Source organism: Pacificibacter marinus, assembly GCF_018860505.1.
In the GTDB taxonomy this organism is placed as follows: Bacteria; Pseudomonadota; Alphaproteobacteria; order Rhodobacterales; family Rhodobacteraceae; genus Celeribacter; species Celeribacter marinus_B.
In genome coordinates, this window is record NZ_JAHKPU010000007.1 from 1 (window position 1) to 24,682 (window position 24,682).

23 protein-coding genes are annotated in these 24,682 nt (G+C 52.5%); 12 read left to right on the plus strand and 11 right to left on the minus strand.

Annotated elements, in window-relative coordinates; all coding sequences use genetic code 11:
• From KO503_RS00880 to argE, 3 genes are all read left to right on the plus strand, one after another.
• Positions 1-587: DUF1028 domain-containing protein (locus KO503_RS00880; RefSeq protein ID WP_215989712.1), on the plus strand; the 587-nt coding region annotated here is incomplete at its 5' end.
• Positions 588-665: 78 nt separating this feature from the next.
• Positions 666-1,574, plus strand: coding sequence for a LysR family transcriptional regulator (locus KO503_RS00885; RefSeq protein ID WP_252730887.1), 909 nt, complete (start codon positions 666-668; stop codon positions 1,572-1,574).
• A gap of 12 nt (positions 1,575-1,586) precedes the next feature.
• Positions 1,587-2,768: an acetylornithine deacetylase gene (argE, locus tag KO503_RS00890; protein ID WP_215989714.1), complete on the plus strand. Its 1,182-nt coding sequence runs from the start codon at positions 1,587-1,589 to the stop codon at positions 2,766-2,768.
• 109 nt (positions 2,769-2,877) lie between these two features.
• On the opposite strand, the gene KO503_RS00895 is transcribed toward argE, so the two are convergent.
• Positions 2,878-4,008 carry an NAD(P)/FAD-dependent oxidoreductase gene (locus KO503_RS00895; protein WP_215989715.1) on the minus strand — a complete coding sequence of 377 codons (1,131 nt, stop codon included), beginning with the start codon at positions 4,006-4,008 and terminating at the stop codon, positions 2,878-2,880.
• Positions 4,009-4,085: 77 nt separating this feature from the next.
• Between KO503_RS00895 and KO503_RS00900 the strand changes: the two genes are divergently transcribed.
• Entirely contained in the window at positions 4,086-4,865 is a 780-nt protein-coding gene (locus KO503_RS00900) for an integrase core domain-containing protein (protein WP_215989716.1), read from the plus strand.
• A 228-nt stretch (positions 4,866-5,093) separates the two neighbouring features.
• Here the strand turns inward: KO503_RS00900 and KO503_RS00905 are convergent, their stop codons facing one another.
• The 8 genes from KO503_RS00905 to KO503_RS00940 form a co-directional block, all read right to left on the minus strand.
• Positions 5,094-7,607 (minus strand): cation:proton antiporter, encoded by a 2,514-nt coding sequence (locus KO503_RS00905; RefSeq protein WP_215989717.1) that lies wholly within the window; start codon positions 7,605-7,607, stop codon positions 5,094-5,096.
• Between the two features lie 396 nt (positions 7,608-8,003).
• The gene (locus KO503_RS00910) at positions 8,004-9,623 is read right to left on the minus strand and encodes a dihydroxyacetone kinase subunit DhaK (RefSeq protein ID WP_215989718.1); all 1,620 of its coding nucleotides are present in this window, start codon (positions 9,621-9,623) and stop codon (positions 8,004-8,006) included.
• A gap of 9 nt (positions 9,624-9,632) precedes the next feature.
• On the minus strand, positions 9,633-10,628 hold the full coding sequence (locus KO503_RS00915) for an ABC transporter ATP-binding protein (protein ID WP_215989719.1): 996 nt from the start codon (positions 10,626-10,628) through the stop codon (positions 9,633-9,635).
• Positions 10,621-11,718 carry an ABC transporter ATP-binding protein gene (locus tag KO503_RS00920; RefSeq protein ID WP_215989720.1) on the minus strand — a complete coding sequence of 366 codons (1,098 nt, stop codon included), beginning with the start codon at positions 11,716-11,718 and terminating at the stop codon, positions 10,621-10,623. The genes KO503_RS00915 and KO503_RS00920 overlap by 8 nt, the downstream gene beginning before the upstream one ends.
• A gap of 2 nt (positions 11,719-11,720) precedes the next feature.
• A complete protein-coding gene (locus tag KO503_RS00925; protein ID WP_215989721.1) occupies positions 11,721-11,909 on the minus strand; it encodes a hypothetical protein in 189 nt (62 codons plus the stop codon).
• The gene (locus KO503_RS00930; protein WP_215989722.1) at positions 11,906-12,844 is read right to left on the minus strand and encodes a carbohydrate ABC transporter permease; all 939 of its coding nucleotides are present in this window, start codon (positions 12,842-12,844) and stop codon (positions 11,906-11,908) included. Before KO503_RS00930 ends, KO503_RS00925 begins: the two co-directional genes overlap by 4 nt.
• The gene (locus KO503_RS00935; RefSeq protein WP_215989723.1) at positions 12,841-13,788 is read right to left on the minus strand and encodes a carbohydrate ABC transporter permease; all 948 of its coding nucleotides are present in this window, start codon (positions 13,786-13,788) and stop codon (positions 12,841-12,843) included. The genes KO503_RS00930 and KO503_RS00935 overlap by 4 nt, the downstream gene beginning before the upstream one ends.
• A 126-nt stretch (positions 13,789-13,914) precedes the next feature.
• Positions 13,915-15,249, minus strand: a complete 1,335-nt coding sequence (locus tag KO503_RS00940) for an ABC transporter substrate-binding protein (RefSeq protein WP_215989724.1) — start codon at positions 15,247-15,249, stop codon at positions 13,915-13,917.
• A 231-nt stretch (positions 15,250-15,480) separates the two neighbouring features.
• Here KO503_RS00940 and KO503_RS00945 point away from each other — a divergent pair, with 231 nt between their 5' ends.
• Together KO503_RS00945 and KO503_RS00950 are read left to right on the plus strand one after the other, a co-directional pair.
• The gene (locus KO503_RS00945; protein WP_252730888.1) at positions 15,481-16,503 is read left to right on the plus strand and encodes a LacI family DNA-binding transcriptional regulator; all 1,023 of its coding nucleotides are present in this window, start codon (positions 15,481-15,483) and stop codon (positions 16,501-16,503) included.
• Between the two features lie 87 nt (positions 16,504-16,590).
• Entirely contained in the window at positions 16,591-16,881 is a 291-nt protein-coding gene (locus KO503_RS00950) for a hypothetical protein (RefSeq protein ID WP_215989726.1), read from the plus strand.
• Between the two features lie 85 nt (positions 16,882-16,966).
• On the opposite strand, the gene KO503_RS00955 is transcribed toward KO503_RS00950, so the two are convergent.
• Positions 16,967-17,608: a L,D-transpeptidase gene (locus KO503_RS00955; protein ID WP_215989727.1), complete on the minus strand. Its 642-nt coding sequence runs from the start codon at positions 17,606-17,608 to the stop codon at positions 16,967-16,969.
• A gap of 336 nt (positions 17,609-17,944) precedes the next feature.
• Here KO503_RS00955 and KO503_RS00960 point away from each other — a divergent pair, with 336 nt between their 5' ends.
• Both KO503_RS00960 and KO503_RS00965 read left to right on the plus strand, forming a co-directional pair.
• Positions 17,945-18,124: a hypothetical protein gene (locus KO503_RS00960; RefSeq protein WP_215989728.1), complete on the plus strand. Its 180-nt coding sequence runs from the start codon at positions 17,945-17,947 to the stop codon at positions 18,122-18,124.
• A gap of 161 nt (positions 18,125-18,285) precedes the next feature.
• Positions 18,286-18,666 carry a hypothetical protein gene (locus tag KO503_RS00965; protein WP_215989729.1) on the plus strand — a complete coding sequence of 127 codons (381 nt, stop codon included), beginning with the start codon at positions 18,286-18,288 and terminating at the stop codon, positions 18,664-18,666.
• A 336-nt stretch (positions 18,667-19,002) separates the two neighbouring features.
• On the opposite strand, the gene KO503_RS00970 is transcribed toward KO503_RS00965, so the two are convergent.
• Positions 19,003-19,680: a hypothetical protein gene (locus KO503_RS00970; protein ID WP_215989730.1), complete on the minus strand. Its 678-nt coding sequence runs from the start codon at positions 19,678-19,680 to the stop codon at positions 19,003-19,005.
• A 697-nt stretch (positions 19,681-20,377) separates the two neighbouring features.
• Between KO503_RS00970 and KO503_RS00975 the strand changes: the two genes are divergently transcribed.
• The 4 genes from KO503_RS00975 to KO503_RS00990 are packed head-to-tail and all read left to right on the plus strand — an operon-like array spanning position 20,378 to position 24,595.
• Positions 20,378-21,064 (plus strand): CDP-alcohol phosphatidyltransferase family protein, encoded by a 687-nt coding sequence (locus tag KO503_RS00975; protein WP_215989731.1) that lies wholly within the window; start codon positions 20,378-20,380, stop codon positions 21,062-21,064.
• Positions 21,061-22,245, plus strand: coding sequence for an ABC transporter substrate-binding protein (locus KO503_RS00980; protein WP_215989732.1), 1,185 nt, complete (start codon positions 21,061-21,063; stop codon positions 22,243-22,245). Before KO503_RS00975 ends, KO503_RS00980 begins: the two co-directional genes overlap by 4 nt.
• Positions 22,242-23,948 (plus strand): ABC transporter permease, encoded by a 1,707-nt coding sequence (locus KO503_RS00985; RefSeq protein WP_215989733.1) that lies wholly within the window; start codon positions 22,242-22,244, stop codon positions 23,946-23,948. Before KO503_RS00980 ends, KO503_RS00985 begins: the two co-directional genes overlap by 4 nt.
• Positions 23,945-24,595, plus strand: coding sequence for an ATP-binding cassette domain-containing protein (locus KO503_RS00990; protein ID WP_215989734.1), 651 nt, complete (start codon positions 23,945-23,947; stop codon positions 24,593-24,595). Before KO503_RS00985 ends, KO503_RS00990 begins: the two co-directional genes overlap by 4 nt.
• Positions 24,596-24,682: the final 87 nt, after the last annotated feature.

The following is a 24,682-nucleotide window of genomic DNA, read 5'->3' on the forward strand; positions in this document are numbered from 1 at the left end:
GTTCCTTTGCGCGCGCAAAGGTTGGTGCCGTTGCAACACAAAACATTACAGATCCGCGATTGGGACCACACGCTCTTGATCTCATGGAACGCGGTGCAAGCCCTTCAGAAGCTCTTTCAATCCTTGAACGTAGCGGGCCACATATGGGCTACCGACAAGTTCTAGCCGTCAATCAATCAGGCCAGAGTGCCATCGTATCGGGCACTCACGTTTTAGGTCTATGGTCTGAGGCCACAGGACGCGACACGGCTGCTGCGGGCAATCTTTTGGCGGATGCAGGTGTGCCGGAAGTCATGGTGCAATCCTTTATCAACAGCACGGGGCACTTAGGCCAACGACTGTTGGAGGCTTTGCGCGCAGGCTTAACGGCTGGTGGCGAAGCTGGTCCAGTCCATTCTGCGGGCTTGCTGTTGGTGGATCAAGAAAGTTGGCCTTTGGCAGAACTGCGTTGTGACTGGACGGAAGACTGCCCCATTACAGCCTTGGAAGCCTCGTGGGCCGTTTTCCAACCTCAGATGGAGACATATGTCACCCGTGCGCTCGACCCGCGTGACGCCCCCTCTTATGGTGTTCCGGGCGACGAGTAACTACAGTTTACGGGCGTAAATCCAAAGCACGCGTACTTCCAAGAAAGGTCCAGTCACATCATGCCGTTACGATTTACTTTGAGACAACTTGAATATTTCATTGCGGTTGGCGAAGCTGGAAGCATCGCTCTGGCTTCTGAAATGGTGAATGTCACAGCCCCCTCAATGTCATCAGCCATTGCGCAGCTTGAGGCAGGGTTTGGCGTTCAACTGTTCACCCGTCGTCATGCGCAAGGATCAGTCCTGACACCTGCAGGCGTGCGTTTCACAGAACAAGCCCGCGAAGTTTTGGCCAATGCTGCGCAGCTCAACGATATGGCGAATATCTACACCGGCAGCGTCCGTGGCCCGCTCAGAGTTGGCTGCCTAAAGACATTCGTTCAAGTCATGGTTCCGCAGTTGCGTCGCGGCTTTGAGGACAAGCATGCCAACGTCGATTTCAACCAAATCGAACTTGATCAAGCACAAATTTTCGATGCCTTAGGCTCTGCCAGAATAGATATCGCATTAACCTACGATCTTTCATTGCACAGTGATATCGACTTTCAACCACTGCAACCCTTGCCACCTTATGTTATGGTTGCAGTCGATCATCCATTGGCCGGTTTCAGCGAATTGACAGCCGCCGACTTGATTGATCATGAAATGGTGCTGCTCGACATGCCGCATAGCTCTGATTACTTTTTGTCGTTTTTTCGCAGTTTAAGCCGCCGCCCCAGCATTGCAGAACGGACGTCCGAGATCACAATTCAGCGGTGTTTGGTCGCGAATGGCTTTGGCTTTGGTATTTCGAATATGCGCACGGTTTCAAAGACCTCTATGGACGGGATGCCCCTTAAATTTATCCCGTTGAAAACCGATGTGCCGCCACTTCAGCTGGGCATCGCACTTCCCAAAGCGAGCCATGTGTCGCGTACGATTCAAGCTTTTATTGATCACTGCCACGAAGCCGCCGACGCCAACAAGCTTCCCGGCCTCGTGATATAACAGGAAAACGAGATGCGCTCCGAGATTTTAAACATTCTGACAAAACTGATTTCATTTCAGACTGTGTCACGCCACTCCAATCTGGCTTTATTGGACTACGTGGAAGGCTTGCTTGGCCCGCTTGGCGTGCGGCTTGAGCGGTTCACCAGCAGCGACGGCACACGCGCAAATCTTTGGGCCAGTCTCGGGCCACAAGGGTCTGGCGGCGTGGTCATGTCTGGGCATTGCGACGTGGTGCCTGTGGCAGGACAAAATTGGAGCAGCGATCCCTACACACTGCGCCGCGAAGACGGCAATCTATATGGGCGCGGCACGGCAGACATGAAAGGCTTTTTGGCCGTGGCAATCCACACGATGATGCAAGCAGCCCAATCCCCCTTAAAGCTGCCTTTACACCTCGCGATTTCATATGACGAAGAGATCGGTTGCCTCGGTGTGCGTGGGATGCTGGACTCTCTTGCCCAGCGGCCAGAACGCCCCGCGCTTTGTATTATCGGCGAACCAACTGGCATGCGCATCGCAACGGGCCATAAAGGTAAGCGCGCATTACACGCCCGTTGCCACGGGCAAGAGGCGCATTCTGCATTGGCACCGGATGCCTTGAATGCCTTACACCTTGGCGCGGCCTTAATTGCACGTATTCAAGATCAACAGGCTAAGCTTGAACAGCATGGTGCCCGAGATATGGCCTACGACATTCCTTATTCCACACTTCATGTTGGCACGATGCAAGGCGGCACAGCACTTAATATTGTGCCCAATTTATGTGAAATCGAATTTGAAATACGTAACATTGCGGCGGATGATCCTGATGCACTTATTGACAGCATCACTGAGGACGCCACTGAAATCGTTGCACCACATAAAAAGCGCTTTCCAAATGCACATATCGAGATCGAAGAAGTCTCCGGCTACCCAGGGCTGGAGACGCCCGTAGAGACCCCCAGCGTTACGTTTCTTAACACTCTAATGGATGTCGAAAGTACTCCTGTTAAAGTCGCATTCGGCACGGAAGGCGGCCTGTTCCAAGAACGTCTTTCAATACCGGCCGTGATTTGCGGACCGGGGCATATGGCCCAAGGGCATAAGCCAGATGAATTTGTCAGCGAAGCACAACTTGCCGAGTGTGATCAATTCCTCTCAGCGCTCACCACGGCCCTGCAAGACGGCAGCGAACCGGCCCTCAAAGCATGAACACACCTCTACAGGCCTAGTCTTCCCTGAAACCGACACAAATTTGGAGGTATTTTAAGGGCTCAGGTCAGAGTGGAATATGCAACTGCGCCCCTAAATTTCTAAATATTTATGTCGCAAACCTTTCAGGTCGGAAACTCTCAAGCATTGTGTGGCGCAGTCCCAATGCCATTTCTTCTGCAAGCAGTTCCCCCATGATCAACCCCAGTGTGGCACCGCTATGCGAGAAAGCCACGAAACATCCTGGCAACTCTTTCAACTGACCAAACACGGGGTCGCCATCACCCGGAATAGGTTTAGGACCAAAATGAACATTGGTTATTTTAAGATCAAGTCGGGGATCAAGAACTTTTTGAGCTTCATCAAGCAGCCCTTGTGTGACCCAATCTGGCACCTCATAACTGCCATCTGCGCGTTGGGTCACTTCGTCTTCAGGCCAACCAGAGTCAAGAAAGAATGCCCCCGTTTGGGTTGGACGCACAGCAACCCGTGGAGTATTTAGCACAGCGCGCAGTGGGTGATCGACGGGCTGGGTTTCGACCAAAACGGCAGTCGGAGTACCATCTGCAATAGAAATACCTCCGGCCGCGGCCATGGCGGGAACAGCAGGCCCTGTGGCCATCAAAATAACATCAGCCTTGTAAGTTTCACCACTTGCTGTACGCGCCCCGACTGCGCGACCTTCGTGCACCAGCGGCGTTGCTTTTCCGGCGTCAGTGATCATGATGCCCCCCGCCGCGCGGAATTCATCGGCCAAAAGTCCGATCAACACTGGCAGTTCCACCCAACCTTCGTTCGGGTTTAATATAGCACCACTGTCCCCGACGGATGCACCATTGACGCCAAGCACTGTGGTCGACACGTCTGCGCCAGACAGCAAGTGGGCTTCATATCCCAGATTGCGCTCATACCGATAAACCTCAGCGATTTCGTTTTTATCACCTTCTGCATCCCAAGTGAGCCCGCCGCCAAAGCATAACCAATCGGCATCCGGATATTTGTCCGACAAAACGCGGTAGCGTTCCATCCCCGCTTGACGCAGCCGATGATACGGCAAGGACCGTTTTCGCGCGGTGTTGAGCCACGCAAGCGAACGCCCCGACGCGCCATTTGCCAAAGGACCGTCATTGATGAGCGTAACACAAACACCCATGCGAGTGAGTTGCACAGCTGTGGACATTCCGAATATTCCACCGCCAATAATGACAGCATTTTCGATAAGAGGGGCTGGACGCGGCATAATATACTGCTGTAGATATGTAGGGCCTCTCGGGACACTTCCTGTAAATTACCCAATTTTGGGTGGAGGAAGTTTTTATGACGAACGAAGAACGTGACATTCAACGCAAGCTGAGAGTGCTCCAGCATGCTGAGAAGATCGGCAATGTACGCAAAGCATGCCGGTATTTTGGGATTGGAAGATCCAGCTTTTATAGATGGCGGGATGCCTATCAAAAGCATGGGGAGGCTGGCTTGAAGAATGCCAAATCAATTCCGAAGAACCCGGCCAATCAAACACCTGCTGAAATCGTCGAAAAGGTTCTGTATCTGCGCCGCAAGTATCACTTGGGTCCTATAAGGATCGTCTGGTATTTGGCACGTTACCACGGCATCAAAATCTCAGATGCTGGGGTCTACCGCATTCTCAAACGTAACGGCCTTAACCGGCTGCCCAGAGGCACTCGAATGCGCAAGCTGCATACCAAGCGATATCACAAGCAGGTTCCAGGTCACCACATCCAAGTAGACGTCAAGTTCTTGACCTTAAAAGGAAAATGCGGCGAAAAGGTCCCGTTTCTCATTCGCGAAGTGCGCACGGATAATGGCCACGAGTTTCAGGCCAAGTTCCATTGGCATGTCGAAGATCTCGGATTCAGGCACGCCTACATCAAACGCGGCACACCGCAATTGAACGGCAAAGTCGAGCGATCCCACCGTTCCGATCAACAGGAGTTCTATCAACTTCTCAGCTACAAAGGTGACGTCGATTTAGAGGCCAAACTCGACGAATGGGAACGGTTCTACAACTTCGCCAGGCCGCACGGTGCCCACAACGGACAAACCCCTTACGAGGCGCTCAGAGACAAGCTACAGTAACCCCACAAGTGCCCCACGGGTCCGTCTAGGTTACACCTGTCTGACGTCAGCACCCGTGGGACACCTTGGTGTAAGTCAATACTTCTTGGGCTTTGAACTTTTTAGATCTGCCAAAAATAGGCCATGTTCAGTCGCTCCGACCAAAAGCACTGATCGAGTTACTGGGAGGCCATGGCGAGCTTGGATCGCCCACGTTCTGGATCGACAAATAAGAGAGAACGTCCGCGTCTAATGTCCCGTTGAGAAGTCTTCCAAAAGTGCATCCGGATCAATGCCGCGTTTTTCAGCGCTGGCGCGCACAGCACTGCGCAGAGCTGGTATTTTATCCAGTAGAATTTGAAACTGTGCCACGTCGAGAACAAGCAACGTCGTTGGAGCAATGGCGCGGACTTCGGAACGGGGCGCGTTTTTCATCAAGATGGCAACTTGTCCAAACATATCAGCCCGCCCCAAACGCGATGTCTGACCTGCAATTTCCAGTTCGACAGCCCCTGATGCGATAAAAAATACGTGCTTCAATGCGCCGTCTTTACGTAGGATAATACTTCCTGCGTTGACATAACGGGTCTTTAAAGCGCGACCAAGTCGTCGTACGGATTTGGCGTCCAGATCTGCGAATGGCGGAAACTGTTTGATGAGTTCGAAGCGCTTTACTGCAAAATCAAGCGGAGGACGGTCTTCCGCTGTGGCCCGCCGCCGCGTCAGGTCATGCATCAAGGTTGTATAAACTTCCGCGCCGATCAACCCGTCTTCGCGCATGGCCTCGTATTCCCGCTCCTCAAACCGCAAAGTCGTACGCTTTATAAAGCGGCGCTCCAATTCTTCGGCATATCCAGGGTATTGCAACCGCAGTCCGTCCAAAGCGGTTTCCACCAGCTCGATCCGCCGCGAAAGCATGTTTGATAAAAGACCAGCAACCCGTCGTCCGTGAATGCGGCGAATACGCCCTTCGATGAATGACCCAAGATCACGCAGAGTAAGTCGTTGTGACAACAAAAGCTCAAAGCGATCTGCCGTCAGACGCACCAAAGGCGCAGATAGTCGCAACTTGCTATGCAGCAACCCCGCCGCTCGGAAGGCACGCCCATAAGCGATCGAACGACGCGCAGCCCGTTGATATCCCGCTCGCCCATCCGAACGCGCGCCTTCAATCAGCCTGTCGGCATCTAGTAGAGTCTTCTCAGCCATGCGCGCTGAAATCGTGCGTTCATGGACTCGATTCAGAATTGTATCACGCTCAAACCCTGCCAAAGCGATCAGCCCCAAAGTGATCCGGTCACGATCAAGTATGTCCTCGCTGTCTTCCGCCGTCTTTACAGCGGTCTCTAGACGGTCGCCAAACACCTTCGCCTCTGAGCGTACGACATCATGAGTGAGGGCGTAGTCCTCAGTCGTGCGCGCCACATCTTCGCGCACGGTTTGCAGTGCAACCGCGACGACCTGCCGTGACATCGCTTCGTCGATCGGGGATAGGCGATCAAGTCCCAGCCAACCGATCACGGACCTCAGAGTCGTCCCCTGTACAAGCAAGGTGAACAGGGTGAAACCGGTGGCAAGAATGCCAACCAGACGTTTGACTTCCACTGGCACCCGCAGGCTTTCGGTTACGGCAAGCGCCAGTGCAAGTGTCACAGCGCCCCGCAAGCCTCCCCAAAGAATGGCAGTCCGGTAAGGCTGTTCAACAGCCGGTGACACCCTGAGCAGGGTCAGGAACGGCAGCAGCCCGAAGAGTATAACCACGCGCGCAGCAAACGCGGCGAGTATCACCACGCCGATGAGGGCAAAGTCTTCGATCCTGACATCTGCCAGCAACCGAGGTATCAGCAGTGCGGCAAGGATAAAGATCAAAGCGCCAGCCCAGTGGGCTAGTAAATCCCAGACCTCGCGTAAATTGATCCATGCGTGAGGTGGCAACCGCCCCGGACCGGTCAAGTTAAGTGTCAGCCCTGCCGCGACAACAGCGATCACGCCAGATGCCCCAATGATTTGTTCAGACCCGATATAGGCAAGGTAGGGCAATGCGACAGAGACAGAGGCCAATGCCAGCTCATGTGCGCTAAACAACGACATGATCCAGATCGCAATGCGCGCAGCAAGCCAGCCCGTCAGCGCACCGCCCATGATCAAGACCGGAAATTGCGCAATGGCATCGCCCAGTTTGGGGTCGGGCGTCCCCAGCATAACAAACCCCATGAACAATCCGAACAGCGCGATAGCGGCGGCATCGTTCAGCAGGCTTTCGCCTTCGATGATCCGTGAAAGTCGCCTTGGCGCCGAGATTGACCGAAAGATCGAAACAACTGCGGAAGGGTCAGTCGTCGAGACGATTGCCCCGATCAACAGACACGCCGCCAAGGGTAGCGTGCTTGCCCAAGAAAGCGCATACCCCACGCTGAAAGTCGCTAAGATGACCGCTAAAATGGCCAGAACCATAATAGGAACCCAATCGTCCAGCATCCGACGCAAGTTCATCCCCAATGTTGCTTGAAACAACAGTGTCGGCAGAAAAACATACAAGAAGACGTTCGACCGAATTGGAAACTTTAAAATCGCCTCCGCGACCGGATTAAGCGCGTCAGTCAGATCCGTGCGTAAAAAGAAAATCGCGCCCGAGCCGATGAGGATGCCCAGAACCGCGAGGATAACGCTATATGGCAAGCGCAACCGAGCAGCGAGCGGCTCCGCCGTGCCGATGACAACAAAAAGCGATGCGATGACCGCAGTGATCAGAACAATATCCATGATTTCAATTAACAGCTTTTAGAGCTTTTGGAAGAGGCAGAGTTACGGTTGGGCGGAAGTTATTTTTAAAAAACAATCATCTGCCCGACCAAAGCCAAGGACCATTTGGTCCCTCCAGCAGACCTTGGGGGGTAAGCGCGGATTACTGACTGTATTGCGATTGGCTGAACCGAGTTCGGCGGGAGTAGGTATTTTCAATATTCAGCCTGAAACTCTCATAATTTTCACTAGGCTGGACCAAAGTGAAGCGAACGACCTGCATGAACGAGCGACAAAGTTCGTAGCTATAATAATGCTACCACCCTTCCAAGGTGCTGTCCTGATCAGGGACATCGGACAACTGCACACTGCCCGCATAACGGGCAGTGTGATCGTTAAATATTATGATGGAACATATCAGCTTGCCAAATGCTCAAACAGCCGTGCAACAGCTTCTGCACCTGGGTCGATATGCCCATCGAGTTGCTCGGCGTTGATGTAACTCGCGCGCCCAGCCTTTGCAGACGTCAGGGTCGCGGTAAATTGCGCTCCTTTGCGTGCAGCAGCTGCCGCGGAAGCTAGCCCTTCAGGCAAGGCGTTCAGCGCAGGCAACAAAGCATCGACCATGGTCCGATCACCAGGGTTAGCACCACCAATCTGACGCATGCGATCAAGCCCCGCGATCAAGGCGTCGCGCATTGCCAAGCCTGACGATGACGCGTCCCCCGCAGCAGCAAAGAAAATCGCAAGCAGTACGCCAGAGGAGCCCCCCATTGTCTGGCTCAACTCCAGCCCAATCGCACGATAAAGCTGTGTTTGATCTGCCAGTGGCAACGTATCCATGGCCCCGATCAATGCACGAGCTGCCCCAGCTAATGTGGAGCCTGTATCACCGTCACCGGATTTCGCATCAAGCAGATTCAGGTCTGCCTCGGCTGCGATCAAGACTTCACAGCATGCAATCAAAAACGCTTTGGTAGGTGCGTGCACAGATGCTGGCGCGCGGATCGGCGTCAAACCGTCGGGCAACGGTAGCACCTTGCACGTTTGTACCGCCCGACATCCGGGCCATGACAAAACGCCAACGGGTTGGGTCAGAAACCCCTCGTCTCCGTCTGCCAGTTCGCAAACGGAAATCGAAAATCCATGCATATCCAAAGCTGTCATCATCACACTTGGGCCGACGACCAATTTGATATGTTGGCCAAAATCAGACTTCAAAAGGCTGTCAGTCAATATCGCCATTTCCAAACAAGACGCGCCACCGAGGTTGTTGATTAAAACGACATGGGGCGTCTTTGGCATGCCAGCACTGAGCTTTTCAGTCATCTTTTTAATCGCGTCGGTTGCCCCCGCAGCAGCAACTTGTTCAACACCTGCTTCACCGTGAATGCCCAAACCCAGCTCGGCCATTCCTGTTGGGATGCGGTCTTCTTTTAGTGACCCCGGAACAGAGCAGGTATCAAGCGACAACCCAATGCTGCGTGTTGTTTTGATGATGCGCTCGGCAGCGATTGTGCAGGCCTCAAGATTGGCCCCGCTCGCCGCCATTGCACCCGCGATTTTATGCACGAACAAGGTTCCTGCAAGGCCACGTGCTTGCGGTAGATCTGGCAGTGCGATGTCATCGTCAACGATCACAACCCGAACCTTATGGCCAAAGGCGCGTGCGCGTTCGGCTGCAAGGCCAAAATTCAAACGGTCACCGGTGTAATTTTTAACGATCAGCAAGCATCCTGCGGGCCCCGTAACAGCCAAGATTGCGGCCAAAACCGCATCGACAGATGGGGATGCAAATACCTCGCCGCAGACTGCAGCCGTAAGCATACCCTCGCCTACAAAACCGGCATGTGCAGGTTCATGGCCAGAACCGCCACCAGACACCAATGCGACCTGTGATTTATCCCAATCCGCGCGCACCACAACACGAATATGCGGGTAACCATCAAGCCGAGTGAGTTTTCCACCTGATGCAGCAATCGTTCCGTCAATCGCTTCAGTGACCATGTCTTGTTTTGCATTGATAAACTGTTTCATGATTTTTTCCTACGATACACGGGCGCCAGAGGCGTCAAAATAGAACGGGTTTTCAGGGCGAATCTGAATAATTTCGCCCTCTTTAAGGGTGGTATGAGCGTCGGTCACAGTAATCAGATCATGCGATTTGAATGACAAATGCAGGCGTGTCTGATCCCCCAGATGTTCGACGCGCCGCACGAAACTATCCTCGCCTTCGCCTTGGAAAATCTGCTCGGGGCGCAGGCCAATATGTGTCGCTTTGTTTGGCGCTCCCCCAAAGACGTCTGATGGCAAAACATTGATGCGCGGCTGACCAAGACGGCTGGCGGCATAAATACTTACCGGATTTTCATAAATCTCACGCGGGCTCCCAAATTGCACCAGCTTGCCTTCGTCAAGCACGCCCACATGGGTCGCCATAGTCATTGCTTCGGTCTGATCATGTGTCACATATAACATCGTGGCCCCTGAATCCGCTTGAATGCTCTTGAGTTCGATCCGCAAATCAGATCGCAATTTTGCATCCAGTGAACTGAGCGGCTCATCCATCAAATATAAAGATGGATCGCGCACTAACGCTCGCCCTATCGACACCCGCTGCATTTCACCACCCGACAAGGCTGTCGCTTTGTTATCAAGTTTATGGCTGATCTGCAGCACCTCAGCGACAGCGTTCACCTTGCGCTCAATCTCGGCTTGCGGAGTTTGCAAGATTGGAGATTTAAGCGGAAACTCAAGATTTTGGCGCACCGTGAAATGCGGATAAAGCGAGTATTGCTGAAACACCATCGCCACGTCACGTTGAGCGGGTGTATAGGATGCCACATCACGGCCACCAATTGTAACGGTCCCTGTATCTGGCCTATCCAGCCCTGACACCATACGCAGCGTTGTGGTTTTTCCCGCACCGGTTGGGCCAAGCAAGACCACAAATGCGCCGTCAGGAATGGTCATCGTTACGTCATCAAGAGCCACCTGATCGCCGTATGACTTTGATATCCCGCTTAATGTCACTTCAGCCATAATTCAGCACTCCTTCGTTGGCTTGGCTGCGCAGCGCGACACCAGTATCAGCGTCGAACAATGTGATCGTACGTGGATCAAATGACAGGCCAGTTTGATCACCGACACGCACTTTGTCCGCGCTTCCGACACGGGCTTTAATATCGCCATTGGCTGTTTCCAGCGTCACGATCTGGGTTGTGCCGAGGTACTCTGTCGCCTTGACCCGTCCTCGATATTTGGCAGTGTCGTCCAGTCGCACATGCTCTGGGCGCACGCCAAGCGACATCGCGCCGTTTGTCCCTTCAATACTTGTCGGAACCGACAACGGAATATCATTCAAGCGCACCTCATTGCCCCCCGATCCGATCATGCCGTTGAAATCGAGAAAGTTCATCGCCGGCGAGCCCAAGAACTGAGCAACGAACTTGGTGGCAGGCCAATCATAGATATCTTGCGGCACACCGAATTGCTCAACAACACCGTGGTTCATGACCACGATTTTGTCGCCCATTTGCATGGCCTCAAGCTGATCGTGGGTCACATACACCGTGGTCGCATTCATACGGTCATGCAGGGCGCGCAGCTCCTCGGACATATGTTCACGGAATTCCGCGTCGAGCGCCCCCAGCGGCTCATCCATGAAAAACGCCTTGGGATCACGTACAATCGCGCGGCCAAGCGCCACACGTTGACGGTCGCCGCCAGACAAGCCCCCCACAGGCGTGTTCAAGATATCGGTGATACCAAGAATTTCAGCAATCTCGCCCACCTTCTTCGTGACTTCGGCCTTGGACAATCCCTGACAGCGCAGCGGATAGCTTATGTTTTTGCCCACATTCATATGCGGGTAAAGCGCAAACATTTGGAACACAAAGGCGATATCGCGCTGTGACGCGGGCTTTTGCCCCACTTCTTCGCCGTCGATATAAATCTCGCCTGATGTAGGCAATTCAAGCCCTGCCATCATCCGCAGCGTTGTGGTCTTGCCGCAGCCCGATGGGCCAAGCAGCATAAAGAATTCGCCGTCTTCAATCGTGAACGTAGAAGATTTCACCGCGTTGAACGACCCAAAATCCTTGCGCACATTTTCAATACGTATTTGTGCCATGATTACTCCGAAAAATGGCTAACGATGATGAACATCACCGTGCCAACAAGGGTGACAATAAAGGAATAGCTGTAAAGCCCGATGGCAAAGGGCTGCATCAACATGAACACCCCCACCGCAATCAGGATGGTCGCTAGCATTTCCCATGGACCACGGCGAAACCGTAGCAGTCCTTTGATGATATTGATCATTTCCGTACCGCTCCGAATGTGATCCCGCGCAACAAGTGTTTGCGTAACAAGATGGTGAAAACCATGACTGGCACGAGGAAGATCGTTGCACCTGCTGCAACAGCAGGCCAATCTTTGCCGCTGACACCGATGATTGTTGGGATGAAAGGCGGGGCCGTTTGTGCCGTGCCAGACGTCAGCAGAACGGCAAAGGCGTATTCGTTCCACGCAAAGATCAAACAAAAAATGGCCGTTGACGCGATGCCCGTGGCAGCTTGTGGCAACACAACTTTATAGAAGGCTTGGAACCGTGTGTAGCCGTCGATCAATGCAGCCTCTTCGTACTCAATCGGGATTTCATCGATGAAGCCCTTGAGCAACCAGACAGACAGCGACAGGTTCACCGCCGTGTATAGTAAGATCATACCAAGGTGCGTGTCATTTAGCCCCAAGTTACGGAACATCAAAAAGATCGGGATCGCCACGGCAATCGGCGGCATCATCCGTGTCGATAGAATAAAGAACAATAGATCGTCCTTAAGCGGCACTTTAAATCGGCTAAAGGCATAAGCGGCCATCGTGCCCAAGATCATACACAAAAGCGTTGATCCAAATCCGATGATAACCGAGTTAAGGAACCGCTCGCCGTAGCGTGAGGGGCCAGAAATGATCGTGCCACGTTCGCGCACAATTTCATCGTACCAAGTATCAGCCGGACCTGCGGCCTCAAGCATTTCTGGGGTGGCTCTAGTGCGTTCGGTGAACAGGTTCACATAACCTTCGACGCTTGGTTCGAACAATACGACGGGTGGATAGGCAATGGAATCCGCAGGGGATTTAAACCCTGTCGCGATGATCCAAAGCAGCGGAACCAACGTAATGCAAGCATAGCTGATCACCAAAAATCCGGCGATCCATTTGGTGCCCTTTGCGGGCTCTGTGACGGAAAAACTCATCTCTCTTTTACCTTGTTCAGGGCCTTGACGTAAATCGAAGCAAGGCCAAAGACGGTCACGAAAAGGATCACTGCGTAAGCGGATGAATATCCGGTGCGCCACTTTTCAAAGGCCTCTCGTTTCAGATCAATCGAGGTCAGGGTTGTCGTGTTCCCCGGCCCTCCGCCTGTGAGTTGGACAACCAGATCGAACATCTTGAAGTTCTCGATGCCACGGAACAACACAGCCAACATCAAAAACGGTAGTGCCATAGGAATGGTCAGCGTCCAGAACTGGCGCCATTTGCTGGCGCGATCACATTCAGCCGCCTCGTAAATGCTATCGGGAATAGACCTAAGGCCCGCCAGACAGATCAGCATCACAAATGGTGTCCACATCCATGTGTCCGCAATCACAATCGCCCAAGGGGCCAAATGCACATCGCCAATCATTGAAAAACTGGCTGGGTCAGCACCAGTGAAAAACGCGACAACATAGTTAAACAGACCAATTTGCGGCTGATACAGAAACGTCCAAAAGTTGCCGACAACCGCAGGTGACAACATCATTGGAAAGACGATGATCGTCGTCCACATGTCATTGCCACGGAATTTTTTGTTGATCAAAAAGGCGAGCGCGAAACCGATCAGGACCTGTAAAGCGATCGTCCAGATCAAAAAATGTGCCGTTGCCTGCATTGTGTTCCAAACGTCAGGATCACTTAGGATGCGTTTATAATTGGACAAACCAACCCAATCCACATCCTTGTTCGGGCGGTTCACACGAAAATTGGTAAAGCTCAACCGAATGGTCCAGATCAACGGAAAGATATTGACTGCAAGCAATAAGAAAATCGTAGGGGCCACGAAAATCCACGCGATTGTTCGGTCTGACAATCCGCGAATGCGTTTGGCCATTCCGACAGGCGTCTTCGCGGCCGCTGTATCCATAGGGGAAAGGGGCATTGTTTATGTGTCCTTGCCGGCGACTTAAGTCGCACACTTCGATAATGGGTGCCCCAGCCAATCCGTGGATCAGCTGGTGCGATTACCTGACACCTCCTCTGGAAAGGTATCCGACTGGGATGGGTGTTAGAGCTTGCCTTCGTCCTCGAACACTTCGGTCCAATCGCGGACCAAACCATCGAGGGCTTCTTTGGCAGTGCCTTCGCCCGCAATGACGTAGTTGTGCATACGCTCTTGAGTGGCGATCAACAGATCGGCATAAGCCGGTTCAGCCCAGAAATCTTTGACGATTGCCATACTATCAAGGAAAGCTTGTGCGTATGGTTGGCTTGCCGCGAAATCATCCGCCTCAACAACCGCACGAAGTGCTGGCGCTCCGCCAAGGTTCCACCATTGCTGTTGCACTTCAGGCTGCGCAAACCACTTGATGTACTCCAAAGCCGCATCCTGCTTATCAGAATAGGAAACAACAGAGATACCTTGTCCGCCAAGCTGTGCAAATTGACCCGCTGGGCCAGCAGGGTTCGGGAAATAACCCGTATTGCCGCCACCCACAGTTTCATCGGCTTCAACTCCTGGCCAGATGAAAGCAAAATTCATCTGCAGTGCAACCTGCCCAGACCGGTAGGCGTCGATATTTTCGCTCATGTACCAATTCGAGGAACCAGGAGGTGTGCCGATGTCATACAGCTCTTTGTAAAGCTCAAGACCAGCAACCGCACCTTCAGAGTTTACAAACCCTTCTAAGTCGTAAGGCTTGTCCGGATTTTCGTACTGGAAACCGTAGTTATACAGCGCGTTCGTGACGCCCATCGTGACGCCTTCGGACCCACGTTCTGTATAGATCGCAGCGCCGTAAACAGTGGTGCCATCGATGTCGCGACCTTGAAAGAATTCGGCAATATCCTTGAGCTCTTCGAGGGATGCGGGCACGTCCAGCTTGCGGCCATAAGTGTCCATAAACTCGGTCTGAAGTTCCGGACGCTCAAACCAATCCTTGCGATATGTCCAGCCGACCACGTCTGCAAATGCTGGCAGCGCATAATAGTTTGGCGTATTCTTTGGCCATTCCGAATACCCCGTCACGGTCGCCGGCAAAAAATCGTCCATTGTAATGCCGTTGGCATCAAAGAAATCGTTCAGCTTGACGTAGTGGCCGTTTTCGGCGCCGCCACCGATCCACTGGCTATCGCCAATCATCAGATCGCAAAGTTGTCCACTAGAATTGAGCTCATTCAACATACGGTCAGCAAAGCTCGTCCATGGCACGAACTCAAAACTCATGGTGTGGCCGGATTGCAGTTCAAAATCTTTGGACAGTTCAATTAACGAATTTGCAGGATCCCAGGCCGCCCAGCACAAAGTCAGGTCTGTGGCATGTGCTTCTACCGCAGCTGTTGTCGCAATCACGGATGCGACAATGGCACCCGTAGCCCCCCTAGTGAATAGGTTCTTTTTCATTGATTTATTCCTCCCGATTTTAGCGGACGCAGCTCCCCGCCACGACTCACGCTATGCTTATATTGCTAAATGATGCACGTGCCTCATGGCAACAATTATTTGACGCACGTGCCTCAATGCGTAACCATATCGAGATGAAATCTAACATTTCTGCTTGTAAATGATGCAGTTGTGGCACAACAAAGGTCTGATAAGATGGCGAAATTCGTAGAAACGACAGTCAGAGAAATAATGCTAAGACCAACAACCAAAGATCTGGCACAAGCTGCGGGCGTCAGTCGCGCAACCGTCGATCGCGTGCTCAACGGACGAGATGGTGTCAGAAAAGACACCGTGGACCGCGTCAATCAAGCCATTAAAGACCTCGGCTTTGTGCGTAACATCCAAGCCGCCAACCTTGCGAAATCGCAGCGCTATAGGTTTGTCTTTGCTTTGCCGCGCTCTGGCGATTTATTTCTCGAAGAAATTATTCGGCACATCGACGAAGCCAGTGAAAATTTTGCTGCCGATCTAATTGTATGTGACGTGGCGCATATCGACGAAAATGATCCACATAGCATTTCTTCATTTCTTGCAACGCTGGACCCCGTTGATACGACTGGTGTCGCGATCATGGCGCCAGAGTCCCCTCAAGTCCGTGATGCTATTTTCAGACTACAAGAACGTGGTATCGCGGCCCTTCCGTTTATTGCGGACCAGTCAAGCATGGCGGAACACTGGGTAGGTACAAATCATAACGCTGCTGGCGCAACCGCTGCCAACCTTATCGGGCGATTTTGCCAGAAAACTCAAGGATCAGTGCTGGTCATTTCCGAAAGTATGCGCTCGCGCGATAGTCTGGAGCGACGCATCGGGTTCGACACCGAACTTAACAAAAATTTCGGTTTTCTACAGGCACTTCCGTCCCTCGAAACCTACGGCGATGAAGACCGCGCCCAAACAATTATTACAAATGCGGTCCAAAACAACGCCAACCTTGTCGGCATTTACATCATGTCTTCAGAGGCCCGCGTGCCGTTACAAATTCTGAATGATCTGGGTCAAACAACCAACCTTATTAAAATAGCCCACGAACGCACCCCCTATACCGAAAACGCCCTAAAAACCTTCAAGATCGACGCCGTTATCGCGCAAGACCCAGGACATCTTGTCAGAAGTGCCATTCGCAAACTGAAAGCTATCAAAGACAAAAGAGTAGCAATTGGGTCGCAGGAACGTATCAGGATTGAGGTACTACTACGCACAAATATTTGAGAATTTTGTGCAAATACGCATCAGTTGATTTTACTTTGGGCCAGAAACACCCTAATTAAGTCGTATAAACATTTAGGATACTGACTGATGAACGCTCGAATTTGGATTGTAGGATGTACGGTTTTGTTGGCTTCAGCCTGCACAGAGATGCAAGGCACAAGCAGCGACCCTTCAGAGCGGTTCTTCAAAGAGCTACCTGAGGGCGTTCTTACTATCGTAGCAGATAATCAAGATCTGACCGCTGTGCGCATAGATCCTGCTGATGGATGTTATATCTATCGTTACGCTGGCCCTGTCGAAACCACATTTCTGCCACTGCGCGCGAAAAGCGGCGGTCCTATTTGCAGCCGTCCAGCAGACGTAGAGGTTACAGGGTGAAGAGGTAAGGCACTCAACGCCTTACCTGAATTTTTGACCTAACTTAAGCGCGTTAGCTATTTGAAACGGTCAATTGTTACGGCTATTACGGCGCATACAAGAACGCCGTAGAGCCAGTGTTAACCTGCTCATAGAGATCGTTTATGTGCGGCATAATCATCCGGACGCAGCCCGAACTTGCTCTGCCGCCAATCGAACGGGGGTTGGGGGATCCATGAATACGCAAGTAGGTGTCCCTGTTTCCAACATACAGATACAAAGCGCGTGATCCAAGTGGATTTGACGGTCCCGCATCCATACCATCTGCATGTGGCGCATAGACTTCCGGCTCTCGTTTAATCATCGCGGGCGTCGGTGTCCAAGTTGGCCATTTTGCCTTGCGTTTAATTGAGTAGGTTCCAGGTTCGTACAAGTTCCCCTTAGCGATGGCGACGCCATACCTCATCGCAGTGCCGTCATCACGGATGTGATACAGATAGCGAGCAACGGCATCGACATGGATGTCACCTGGTGTCAAATTTGGGTTTGCTTCAACGATACGAGGTAGAAACCGCGATCCAACTCCCCATGGGTTGGTTGTACTGGGATCGTACCCCGCAGGTGTCACTTGCGCGTCCCATGCGCTCCATTTCGACCGGTCCGATGTTGCGGCAGCGGCCGATGAAATTGAAAGCGGCGTCGAAAACAACGCGGCGGCAGAAATGATAAAATGGCGTTTGGTTAACATGTATATGCTCCTGATTACCTTCCAACTTATCAGAGTTTTACGAGAATGTAATTACTGCTCGTGCGGCAACAGGTCAAATGTCTGTGTGCCACATTCGGGGCTAGGGGTGTTTGATACTTGCTATAGCGTGAACGGCTTGGGGGAACTCTATGCAAAGCGCAGCGAAAGTCTGTGAGGCGCCCCCCCCAATCATACCCGCATTTCAGCTTTGAGTGAGTGAATAGTCCCTTGTTATCAAATAACAGAGGGCTGAAATTGCATATCTTCAGGGGTTTGGGCTTATTTCAAAGGGCCACATGCTTTGGCTTCATTTAAATAAAACTCAAAGGAACTATCATGATAAGCACCCTTCGCAATACCGCAATCATTCTGTGCGCAATCACTGCGACATCAGCTTCAGCAAAACCGGCAGGCCCATTGGCACTCGGCTTGGGTGCAATCATTGCTGTTGGGGCGGTTCATTCTGGCGCGCCAGAAACATCGCCTGTGCTGCAAGCTCAATCAGGTGCAAAGTAAAGAGCGTTAGATTAGGTTAATAGATCTCGTAAAGTCTGGTGATTTCGGATCGTTAGAAAAGATGCTCAACCTGCTAAGAATACGTCATTTGATCCGCGACATTGCGAAATACAGCGGCCGCATTTCAAACTCCCTACTCAAAAGTTAAAGGAAATATCCCAATGAAGACGTTTTTAAAGACACTCATGATCGCAACCATTGCCAGCAGCGCGTTCACTGCCACAGCCGCACACGCTATTTCTGACGCTGAATTCCAGCAAATGAAAAAGGATTGCATTGCCATTGGGAAAAGAATTGGCGTGCGCGCTGATGGCAGTTATGGATGCGGTTCGGAACCTGCAGGCCGCGTAGCCCCCGAAGGCGCCACGACTGGTGCCGCACAAGCGACCCCCGAAGAGAAGAAGGCCAATGTTACGGGCTTCACGCCTGTCGCAGGTGCCGCTCTCGGAATTACAGCCCAACCTGAAGAAAAGACACCTCAGGCCACAGGGCAGGGCTTCACGCCGGTTGCAGGTGCCGCACTCATCAAGAGTGAAGAATGAAAAGCTGGCGACATAGAAGACGAAACATTGGGACATGGGGTGAAGTTGAAGCAAAAGTCTGATTTTATTAATCAAAATTTTGCTGGCAAGGCTATGTGATAAACCTTCTTTAGTTATCACGTGTTGACCAACCCGATCTCTAGTAGCAGCCGTTCGCAGAATTTCTGCCAATGGCCGCTACGCCCCGCACAATGGCCATCCGGCCACTCAAAATGCTGCACGACGTCCCCAATGGCCGTTTTCGGGAAACTGCACCGCAGCATCAACGATCTTTTCCAAAGGTCACCTTGTACCGTTCACGTCGACCGACACTCAGGCTGGCTCACGGGAATAGCCTTACCCAAAAGGATATAAATCAAGAAAATAGACCATTGCCGGAACGGGAGCCACCGCGATGGCCAAAGTCAGCGCCGTAGGTTTTGTGGCATAAAGCCCGCTGAAACCTGCAATCAAAGCCAGCCCCCCTCCTCCACCGATAAGCGCATTTCCCGGAAGGTTCAAAAGCAGACCTAAGACAACGTATTTATATCGGATCACCGCAGCTGGAACCCATTTCGGCAGCCGTGCCTGCAAAAAATTCTGCCGTTGTTCTCCAGTCAGTGGTGTAATTTCATCGATGAGATCACTCACGCCGGTCAAACGTAGGTCCATCGCAACCTGCTTGAACACAGCGCAATCAACCCGACGCCCCACAAAATAGGCCAACGACAGACCGAATAACGTTCCGCTATAGACGAACGGTGCAAGAGCCCCGCCCTCGAGCATCATCAGAGAAATTCCGATTTCAGCCCCCGGGACAAAGGGAACGGCCATCAGTAAAACATAGACCAGCAAAAGAGCGCCAAGCACCCCAATGCGCACTCCGGCGGCGTTTTCCAAGTCGTCGATCTTCATCATCAACCAGCCAACAGCCAGATGGGTCAGCCAGATCAATAAGGCAAAGATGGCAATACGCAGGACTATTCGGAAAATTGGACGCCCATCGCGCCGTTGTGCACGGTCAATCTTGCCCAAGGGACGCCCCTTTGCAACGATCCAGCGTATGAGCATACCGCACTGCGGATACAGAGCATAACGACCTTTGAAAGATAGCGGGATGTTGTATTTGCATTTAAAAACTCCTGCCCAACAGATTGGACCTCAAATCGCATATGTGCCAGACATTTGTGTGCGACATCGCGTGAAGGTGAACAGCACAGAAGTTTTCACAAAGCTGCGTTTACAAAAAACTGTAACAATGTGACAGCTCACACGCCCTAACGAGACTGACATTAACGGCATAATGGCAAAAGGCATAAAAGCTGCGTTTCAGTCTGTGCCATATAGGGTTTTACCCACACGATTTTGACCTGTCACACCGGTTCCCGATTGTGAAATCCAAGCCGAATGGACATTTTGGGGTCAAGAAGTGACCTTGGCGCCTTTAGAACAGGTGAAGCATCCCCTCTATCAACACACACACAAATGAGGCGGATATGATGACAAATTCGTCAACTCGCGCATCATCGGTATCTTTGACACCTGTATTTATGCAAAACAGCACATTTATGCGAGACTGTCCAAAACCTATACACTTCTGCGCCCAATGAAACGGATCATAAAATGGCAAAACTCGAAAACAGTTTTCTGACCCGATTGGAAACGGTGGCCCTATTCGTGGTTTTGATCGGAACCGTGGCAATGCAGCCCGCATTCATTAGGGAAAACGAACATGTTTGATGCAAGAATTCAGCCGCTGCAAAAACGTTTGCTTGACCGGCCAGCCACTTGGCTTGTCACACGGGGCATAGGCGCAGACCAGATCACCATTGCCGGTTTTGCCATCGGCCTTCTAGCCGTGCCAGCAATTGCCTTTGGCATCTATTGGGCGGGTTTGCTTTTTCTTATCGTAAACCGTCTCGCGGATGGGCTTGACGGGGCAGTCGCACGGATCTCTGGCCCAACAGATCGAGGGGCCTTTCTTGATATCGCATTGGACTTTGTATTTTACGCCGTATTCCCGTTGGGGTTTGCCATTGCAAACCCTGCGAACGCTTTGCCTGCTGCCGTTTTGATCGCTGCCTTTGTTGGCACGGGATCGTCGTTTTTGGCATTTGCGGCTATCGCGGCCAAGCGCGGCGACACCGCCGACGCTTTCCCAACCAAAGGCATCTATTATCTTGGCGGCTTGACTGAAGGCTTCGAGACGATCGCTCTTTTTATCCTGATGCTGCTTTGGCCCTCGCTGTTTCCATTGCTCGCCTATCTTTTCTCGGCGGCCTGTGCGCTCACCACCCTCTTGCGCTGGTCACATGGTTGGACCGCCTTCGCATCAATCGACATGAAGGAACAAAAACCGCAAGATAGCAACGATACACAACCGCAGTCTCAATCAGCTTCAACACAGGACGTCTCATGAAACATCTTCTCATCGCCGCGCTCGCATTTTCGTTTGGCACACCTGCACTGGCCGATTGGCAGCAAACGCTTGATGAGGCGCGTGGCCAGACCGTGTATTGGAATGCTTGGGGCGGCGATGAGCGCACCAATGCGTTTATCGCTTGGGTCAGTGATCAAACTAAAGCGCAATATGGCGTGACAATAGAACAAGTGAAGCTGTCAAACACAGCCGAAGCCGTAACGCGCGTGATTTCTGAAAAGGCCGCGGGCCGCGATCAGGATGGTACGATCGATATGATATGGATCAACGGGCCGAATTTTCTTGCGATGAAGGAACAGGGGTTGCTGCATGGCCCCTTCGTCACAGGCTTGCCAAATGCGCAGTATCTTGACCTAAGCCCGACGTCGGCAGCCTCAATCGATTTTACCGTGCCCGTTGAAGGTATGGAAAGCCCGTGGCGATTGGCCAAGTTCGTTTTTACCTATGACAGTGCCCGCGTTTCTGCCGTGCCGCGCACCATGGCTGATTTCGTCAGCTGGGCCGCAGATCACCCCGGCGGTTTCACTCATCCGGTCCCATCGAACTTTATGGGGGCGACCTTTCTAAAACAGGCGTTGATCGAGCTGGCACCCGATGCGTCGGTGTTGCAAACTCCAGTTAATGATGCCGCCTACAGCGTGACGACAGCGCCGCTTTGGGACTGGTATGAGGCGCTCCGCCCCAATATGTGGCGAGACGGCAAAACATTCCCTGAAAACGAGTCTATCCAGCAACAAATGTTAAACGATGGCGTGGTGGATATTTCTATGTCACTTGATCCCGCCTCAACCGCTGCGGCAATCGCCCAAGGGCTTTTGCCAGAAACCGCCCGTGTTTTCGTGCCCGAAGACGGCAGCATCGGCAACATCAGCTTCGTCGCTATCCCCTATAACGCGGCGCATGCGGCAGGTGCCGAAGTCGTTGCAAACTTCCTCATCGCACCTGAGACCCAAGCGCATATGCAAAACATTGATGTATTGGGATCGTTCTCAGTTTTGGACCCATCCAAACTTGATGCCCCTGCCCTCGCGACATTTGCGGCACTCCCAGCCTCTGATGCGCTTCCCACACTTGAAAGTCTGGGGGCGACGCTTTTGGAACCTCATGCCAGTTGGATGACCCGACTGACAGAAGACTGGGCACGGCGCTATACGAAATGAACACTGACGGCCGTTATCTACGCTTAACCGTCCTGAGCATTGTTGGTTTCGGCCTAATGTTACCGATTGTTCTCGGGTTTTGGCAAACAGGGCGCGCAGCCTTTGGCCTGTTTCCCGCTTTGGGGCGGGATACGCTATCGCTTGCGCCATGGCGCGAATTGGTAACGCTTCCGGGCTTTGGCACCAGCTTAAAACTAACGCTCGTGACGGGCATTGGCGCCACTGTATTTTCGCTCTTGCTGGCCACCGGATTTTGCGCGGCGGTTCATTCGCGGATCACACCAGGGGCCGGAGCCCGCATGCTCACACCGTTCCTTGCCATCCCGCATGCGGCCCTGGCCGTTGGATTGGCCTTTGTTCTTGCCCCGTCTGGCTGGATCGCCAGAGGGCTTGCCCCCTTTGTCGGATGGGATCGTCCCCCTGATTTAGCGACAGTAAACGATACATGGGGTCTGGCCCTGATCGTTGGTTTGATGATCAAAGAAGTCCCGTTTTTGCTTCTTGTGATCCTCTCGGCGTTGACCCAAATCCCTGTCGCCAAACATGTGTCGGCCGGACGCTCACTTGGCTATGGACGCGGCGTTGTCTGGATTAAAATTATAATGCCGCAGGTTTGGCCAATGATACGGCTTCCCGTCTGGGTGGTTCTTGCCTATGCGCTCTCGGTCGTTGACGTTGCAATGATCTTAGGTCCGTCCAACCCGCCTACGCTTGCCGTCGCCATCACACGCTGGTTCAATGCCGCCGATCCGGGTCAGATTATGCCAGCCTCAGCGGGCGCAATCTTGCAGGTCTTAATCATAGCACTCGGCATCGCAGTGTTTGTGTTGGGTGAATGCCTTATGCGCCGCGTTGGACGTTGGTGGTTACGCCGTGGCGGACGCGGACTTTCGACGGAACCGGGTTTGCAATTGGCCAGCGTTATAACTGTGGTTTTGATGGCAATTGGGATGCTGGCCATGCTCTCACTCCTGATCTGGTCACTGGCGTGGCGTTGGCCCTTTCCGCAATTTCTGCCGGAAAGTTGGTCTTTGCGATCATGGGTCAACAGCTCAAACGGATGGCAACGCGCATTAAGCAATACAGTTTTTCTTGCGATAACGACAACGGTGCTGTCGGTTGCTCTGGCGATTGCATGGCTCGAAGGCGAGGACCGTGCGCGACGGGGACGTGCGGCATGGGCAGAAGCCTTAATATATCTTCCACTTGTGATCCCACAGGTCGGGTTTCTCTACGGACTTAACATCGCATTTTTGAAAATTGGCATATCGGGCGATATGACTGCCGTGATCTGGGCACAGGCACTCTTTGTCTTTCCTTATGTGATGATTGCATTGTCAGATCCTTGGCGCGCCCTTAACCGCCGCACCTTGGACAGCGCAGCCTCCCTTGGAGCTGGACCATTAAAACGGCTGGTGAAGATTAAATTACCCATATTGTTGCGTCCGATCCTCACCGCGACCGCCATAGGCGTGGCGGTTTCCGTAGCTCAATATTTACCAACCCTCTTTATGGGTGCGGGCCGCATCGCGACACTCACCACAGAAGCTGTCACCCTGTCGTCTGGCTCTGACCGGCGCGTCACTGGGGTCTATGCTGCATTGCAAACAATGCTCCCATTGGTGGCCTATTTAGCCGCATTTTTGATACCCGCTTTCCTACACCGCAACCGCCGCGACCTGAACGGAACCATACAAACATGAGTCTTGATCTAACCTCCCTTACGTTGCGAAGCCCAAGCGGGGAACTGCTATTCGCGCCTCTAACGCTCAGCGTGCCACTGGGCGATGTCGTAACTGTGATGGGGCCGTCCGGCGTCGGAAAATCGACACTCTTAGATGCGATTGGCGGTCATCTGACACATGGTTTCGGGTGTTCAGGTTCGATTAAACTCAACGGGCGGGAAATAAGCACGATACCAGCAGAAACCCGTCAGGTCGGCGTGATGTTTCAAGACGCCCACTTGTTTCCGCATCTCAGTGTCGGAGACAACCTCGCATTCGGATTGCCTTCACATATCAAAGGGCGCGCAATGCGGCGCAGCACGGTTGAGGCAGCTCTAAAGCAAGCGGGCCTAGCCGGTCGTTACGATGATGATTCAGCAGCGCTATCGGGGGGGCAGCGCGCACGCGCAGCACTTATGCGCACCTTATTGGCCGAACCTGAAGCGGTTTTGCTCGATGAGCCATTTTCCAAACTTGATTCAAGCCTACGTGACGAAATACGGCATTTTACATTCTCGCACATTGCAGCACGCGGCATACCTGCGCTCATGGTCACACATGACGAAGCGGATGCTCATGTTACAAGAGGACGTTGCATTGCTTTAAAAAAGCCTGAGAGTGATTGATCAGGGACTGTTGGGTGAAATGGTCTGGCAAATTTGAACAGCCTACTAAGGTGTATCCAAAACAAATGAATGGATATGAGAATGACG

Bases quoted from the DNA above. Each gene is read 5' to 3' on its own strand.
- argE (WP_215989714.1), top strand. From the start codon at position 1,587: ATGCGCTCCGAGATTTTAAACATTCTGACAAAACTGATTTCATTTCAG.
- KO503_RS00895 (WP_215989715.1), bottom strand. From the start codon at position 4,008: ATGCCGCGTCCAGCCCCTCTTATCGAAAATGCTGTCATTATTGGCGGT.
- KO503_RS00900 (WP_215989716.1), top strand. From the start codon at position 4,086: ATGACGAACGAAGAACGTGACATTCAACGCAAGCTGAGAGTGCTCCAG.
- KO503_RS00905 (WP_215989717.1), bottom strand. From the start codon at position 7,607: ATGGATATTGTTCTGATCACTGCGGTCATCGCATCGCTTTTTGTTGTC.
- KO503_RS00910 (WP_215989718.1), bottom strand. From the start codon at position 9,623: ATGAAACAGTTTATCAATGCAAAACAAGACATGGTCACTGAAGCGATT.
- KO503_RS00915 (WP_215989719.1), bottom strand. From the start codon at position 10,628: ATGGCTGAAGTGACATTAAGCGGGATATCAAAGTCATACGGCGATCAG.
- KO503_RS00920 (WP_215989720.1), bottom strand. From the start codon at position 11,718: ATGGCACAAATACGTATTGAAAATGTGCGCAAGGATTTTGGGTCGTTC.
- KO503_RS00925 (WP_215989721.1), bottom strand. From the start codon at position 11,909: ATGATCAATATCATCAAAGGACTGCTACGGTTTCGCCGTGGTCCATGG.
- KO503_RS00930 (WP_215989722.1), bottom strand. From the start codon at position 12,844: ATGAGTTTTTCCGTCACAGAGCCCGCAAAGGGCACCAAATGGATCGCC.
- KO503_RS00935 (WP_215989723.1), bottom strand. From the start codon at position 13,788: ATGCCCCTTTCCCCTATGGATACAGCGGCCGCGAAGACGCCTGTCGGA.
- KO503_RS00940 (WP_215989724.1), bottom strand. From the start codon at position 15,249: ATGAAAAAGAACCTATTCACTAGGGGGGCTACGGGTGCCATTGTCGCA.
- KO503_RS00945 (WP_252730888.1), top strand. From the start codon at position 15,481: ATGCTAAGACCAACAACCAAAGATCTGGCACAAGCTGCGGGCGTCAGT.
- KO503_RS00950 (WP_215989726.1), top strand. From the start codon at position 16,591: ATGAACGCTCGAATTTGGATTGTAGGATGTACGGTTTTGTTGGCTTCA.
- KO503_RS00955 (WP_215989727.1), bottom strand. From the start codon at position 17,608: ATGTTAACCAAACGCCATTTTATCATTTCTGCCGCCGCGTTGTTTTCG.
- KO503_RS00960 (WP_215989728.1), top strand. From the start codon at position 17,945: ATGATAAGCACCCTTCGCAATACCGCAATCATTCTGTGCGCAATCACT.
- KO503_RS00965 (WP_215989729.1), top strand. From the start codon at position 18,286: ATGAAGACGTTTTTAAAGACACTCATGATCGCAACCATTGCCAGCAGC.
- KO503_RS00975 (WP_215989731.1), top strand. From the start codon at position 20,378: ATGTTTGATGCAAGAATTCAGCCGCTGCAAAAACGTTTGCTTGACCGG.
- KO503_RS00980 (WP_215989732.1), top strand. From the start codon at position 21,061: ATGAAACATCTTCTCATCGCCGCGCTCGCATTTTCGTTTGGCACACCT.
- KO503_RS00985 (WP_215989733.1), top strand. From the start codon at position 22,242: ATGAACACTGACGGCCGTTATCTACGCTTAACCGTCCTGAGCATTGTT.
- KO503_RS00990 (WP_215989734.1), top strand. From the start codon at position 23,945: ATGAGTCTTGATCTAACCTCCCTTACGTTGCGAAGCCCAAGCGGGGAA.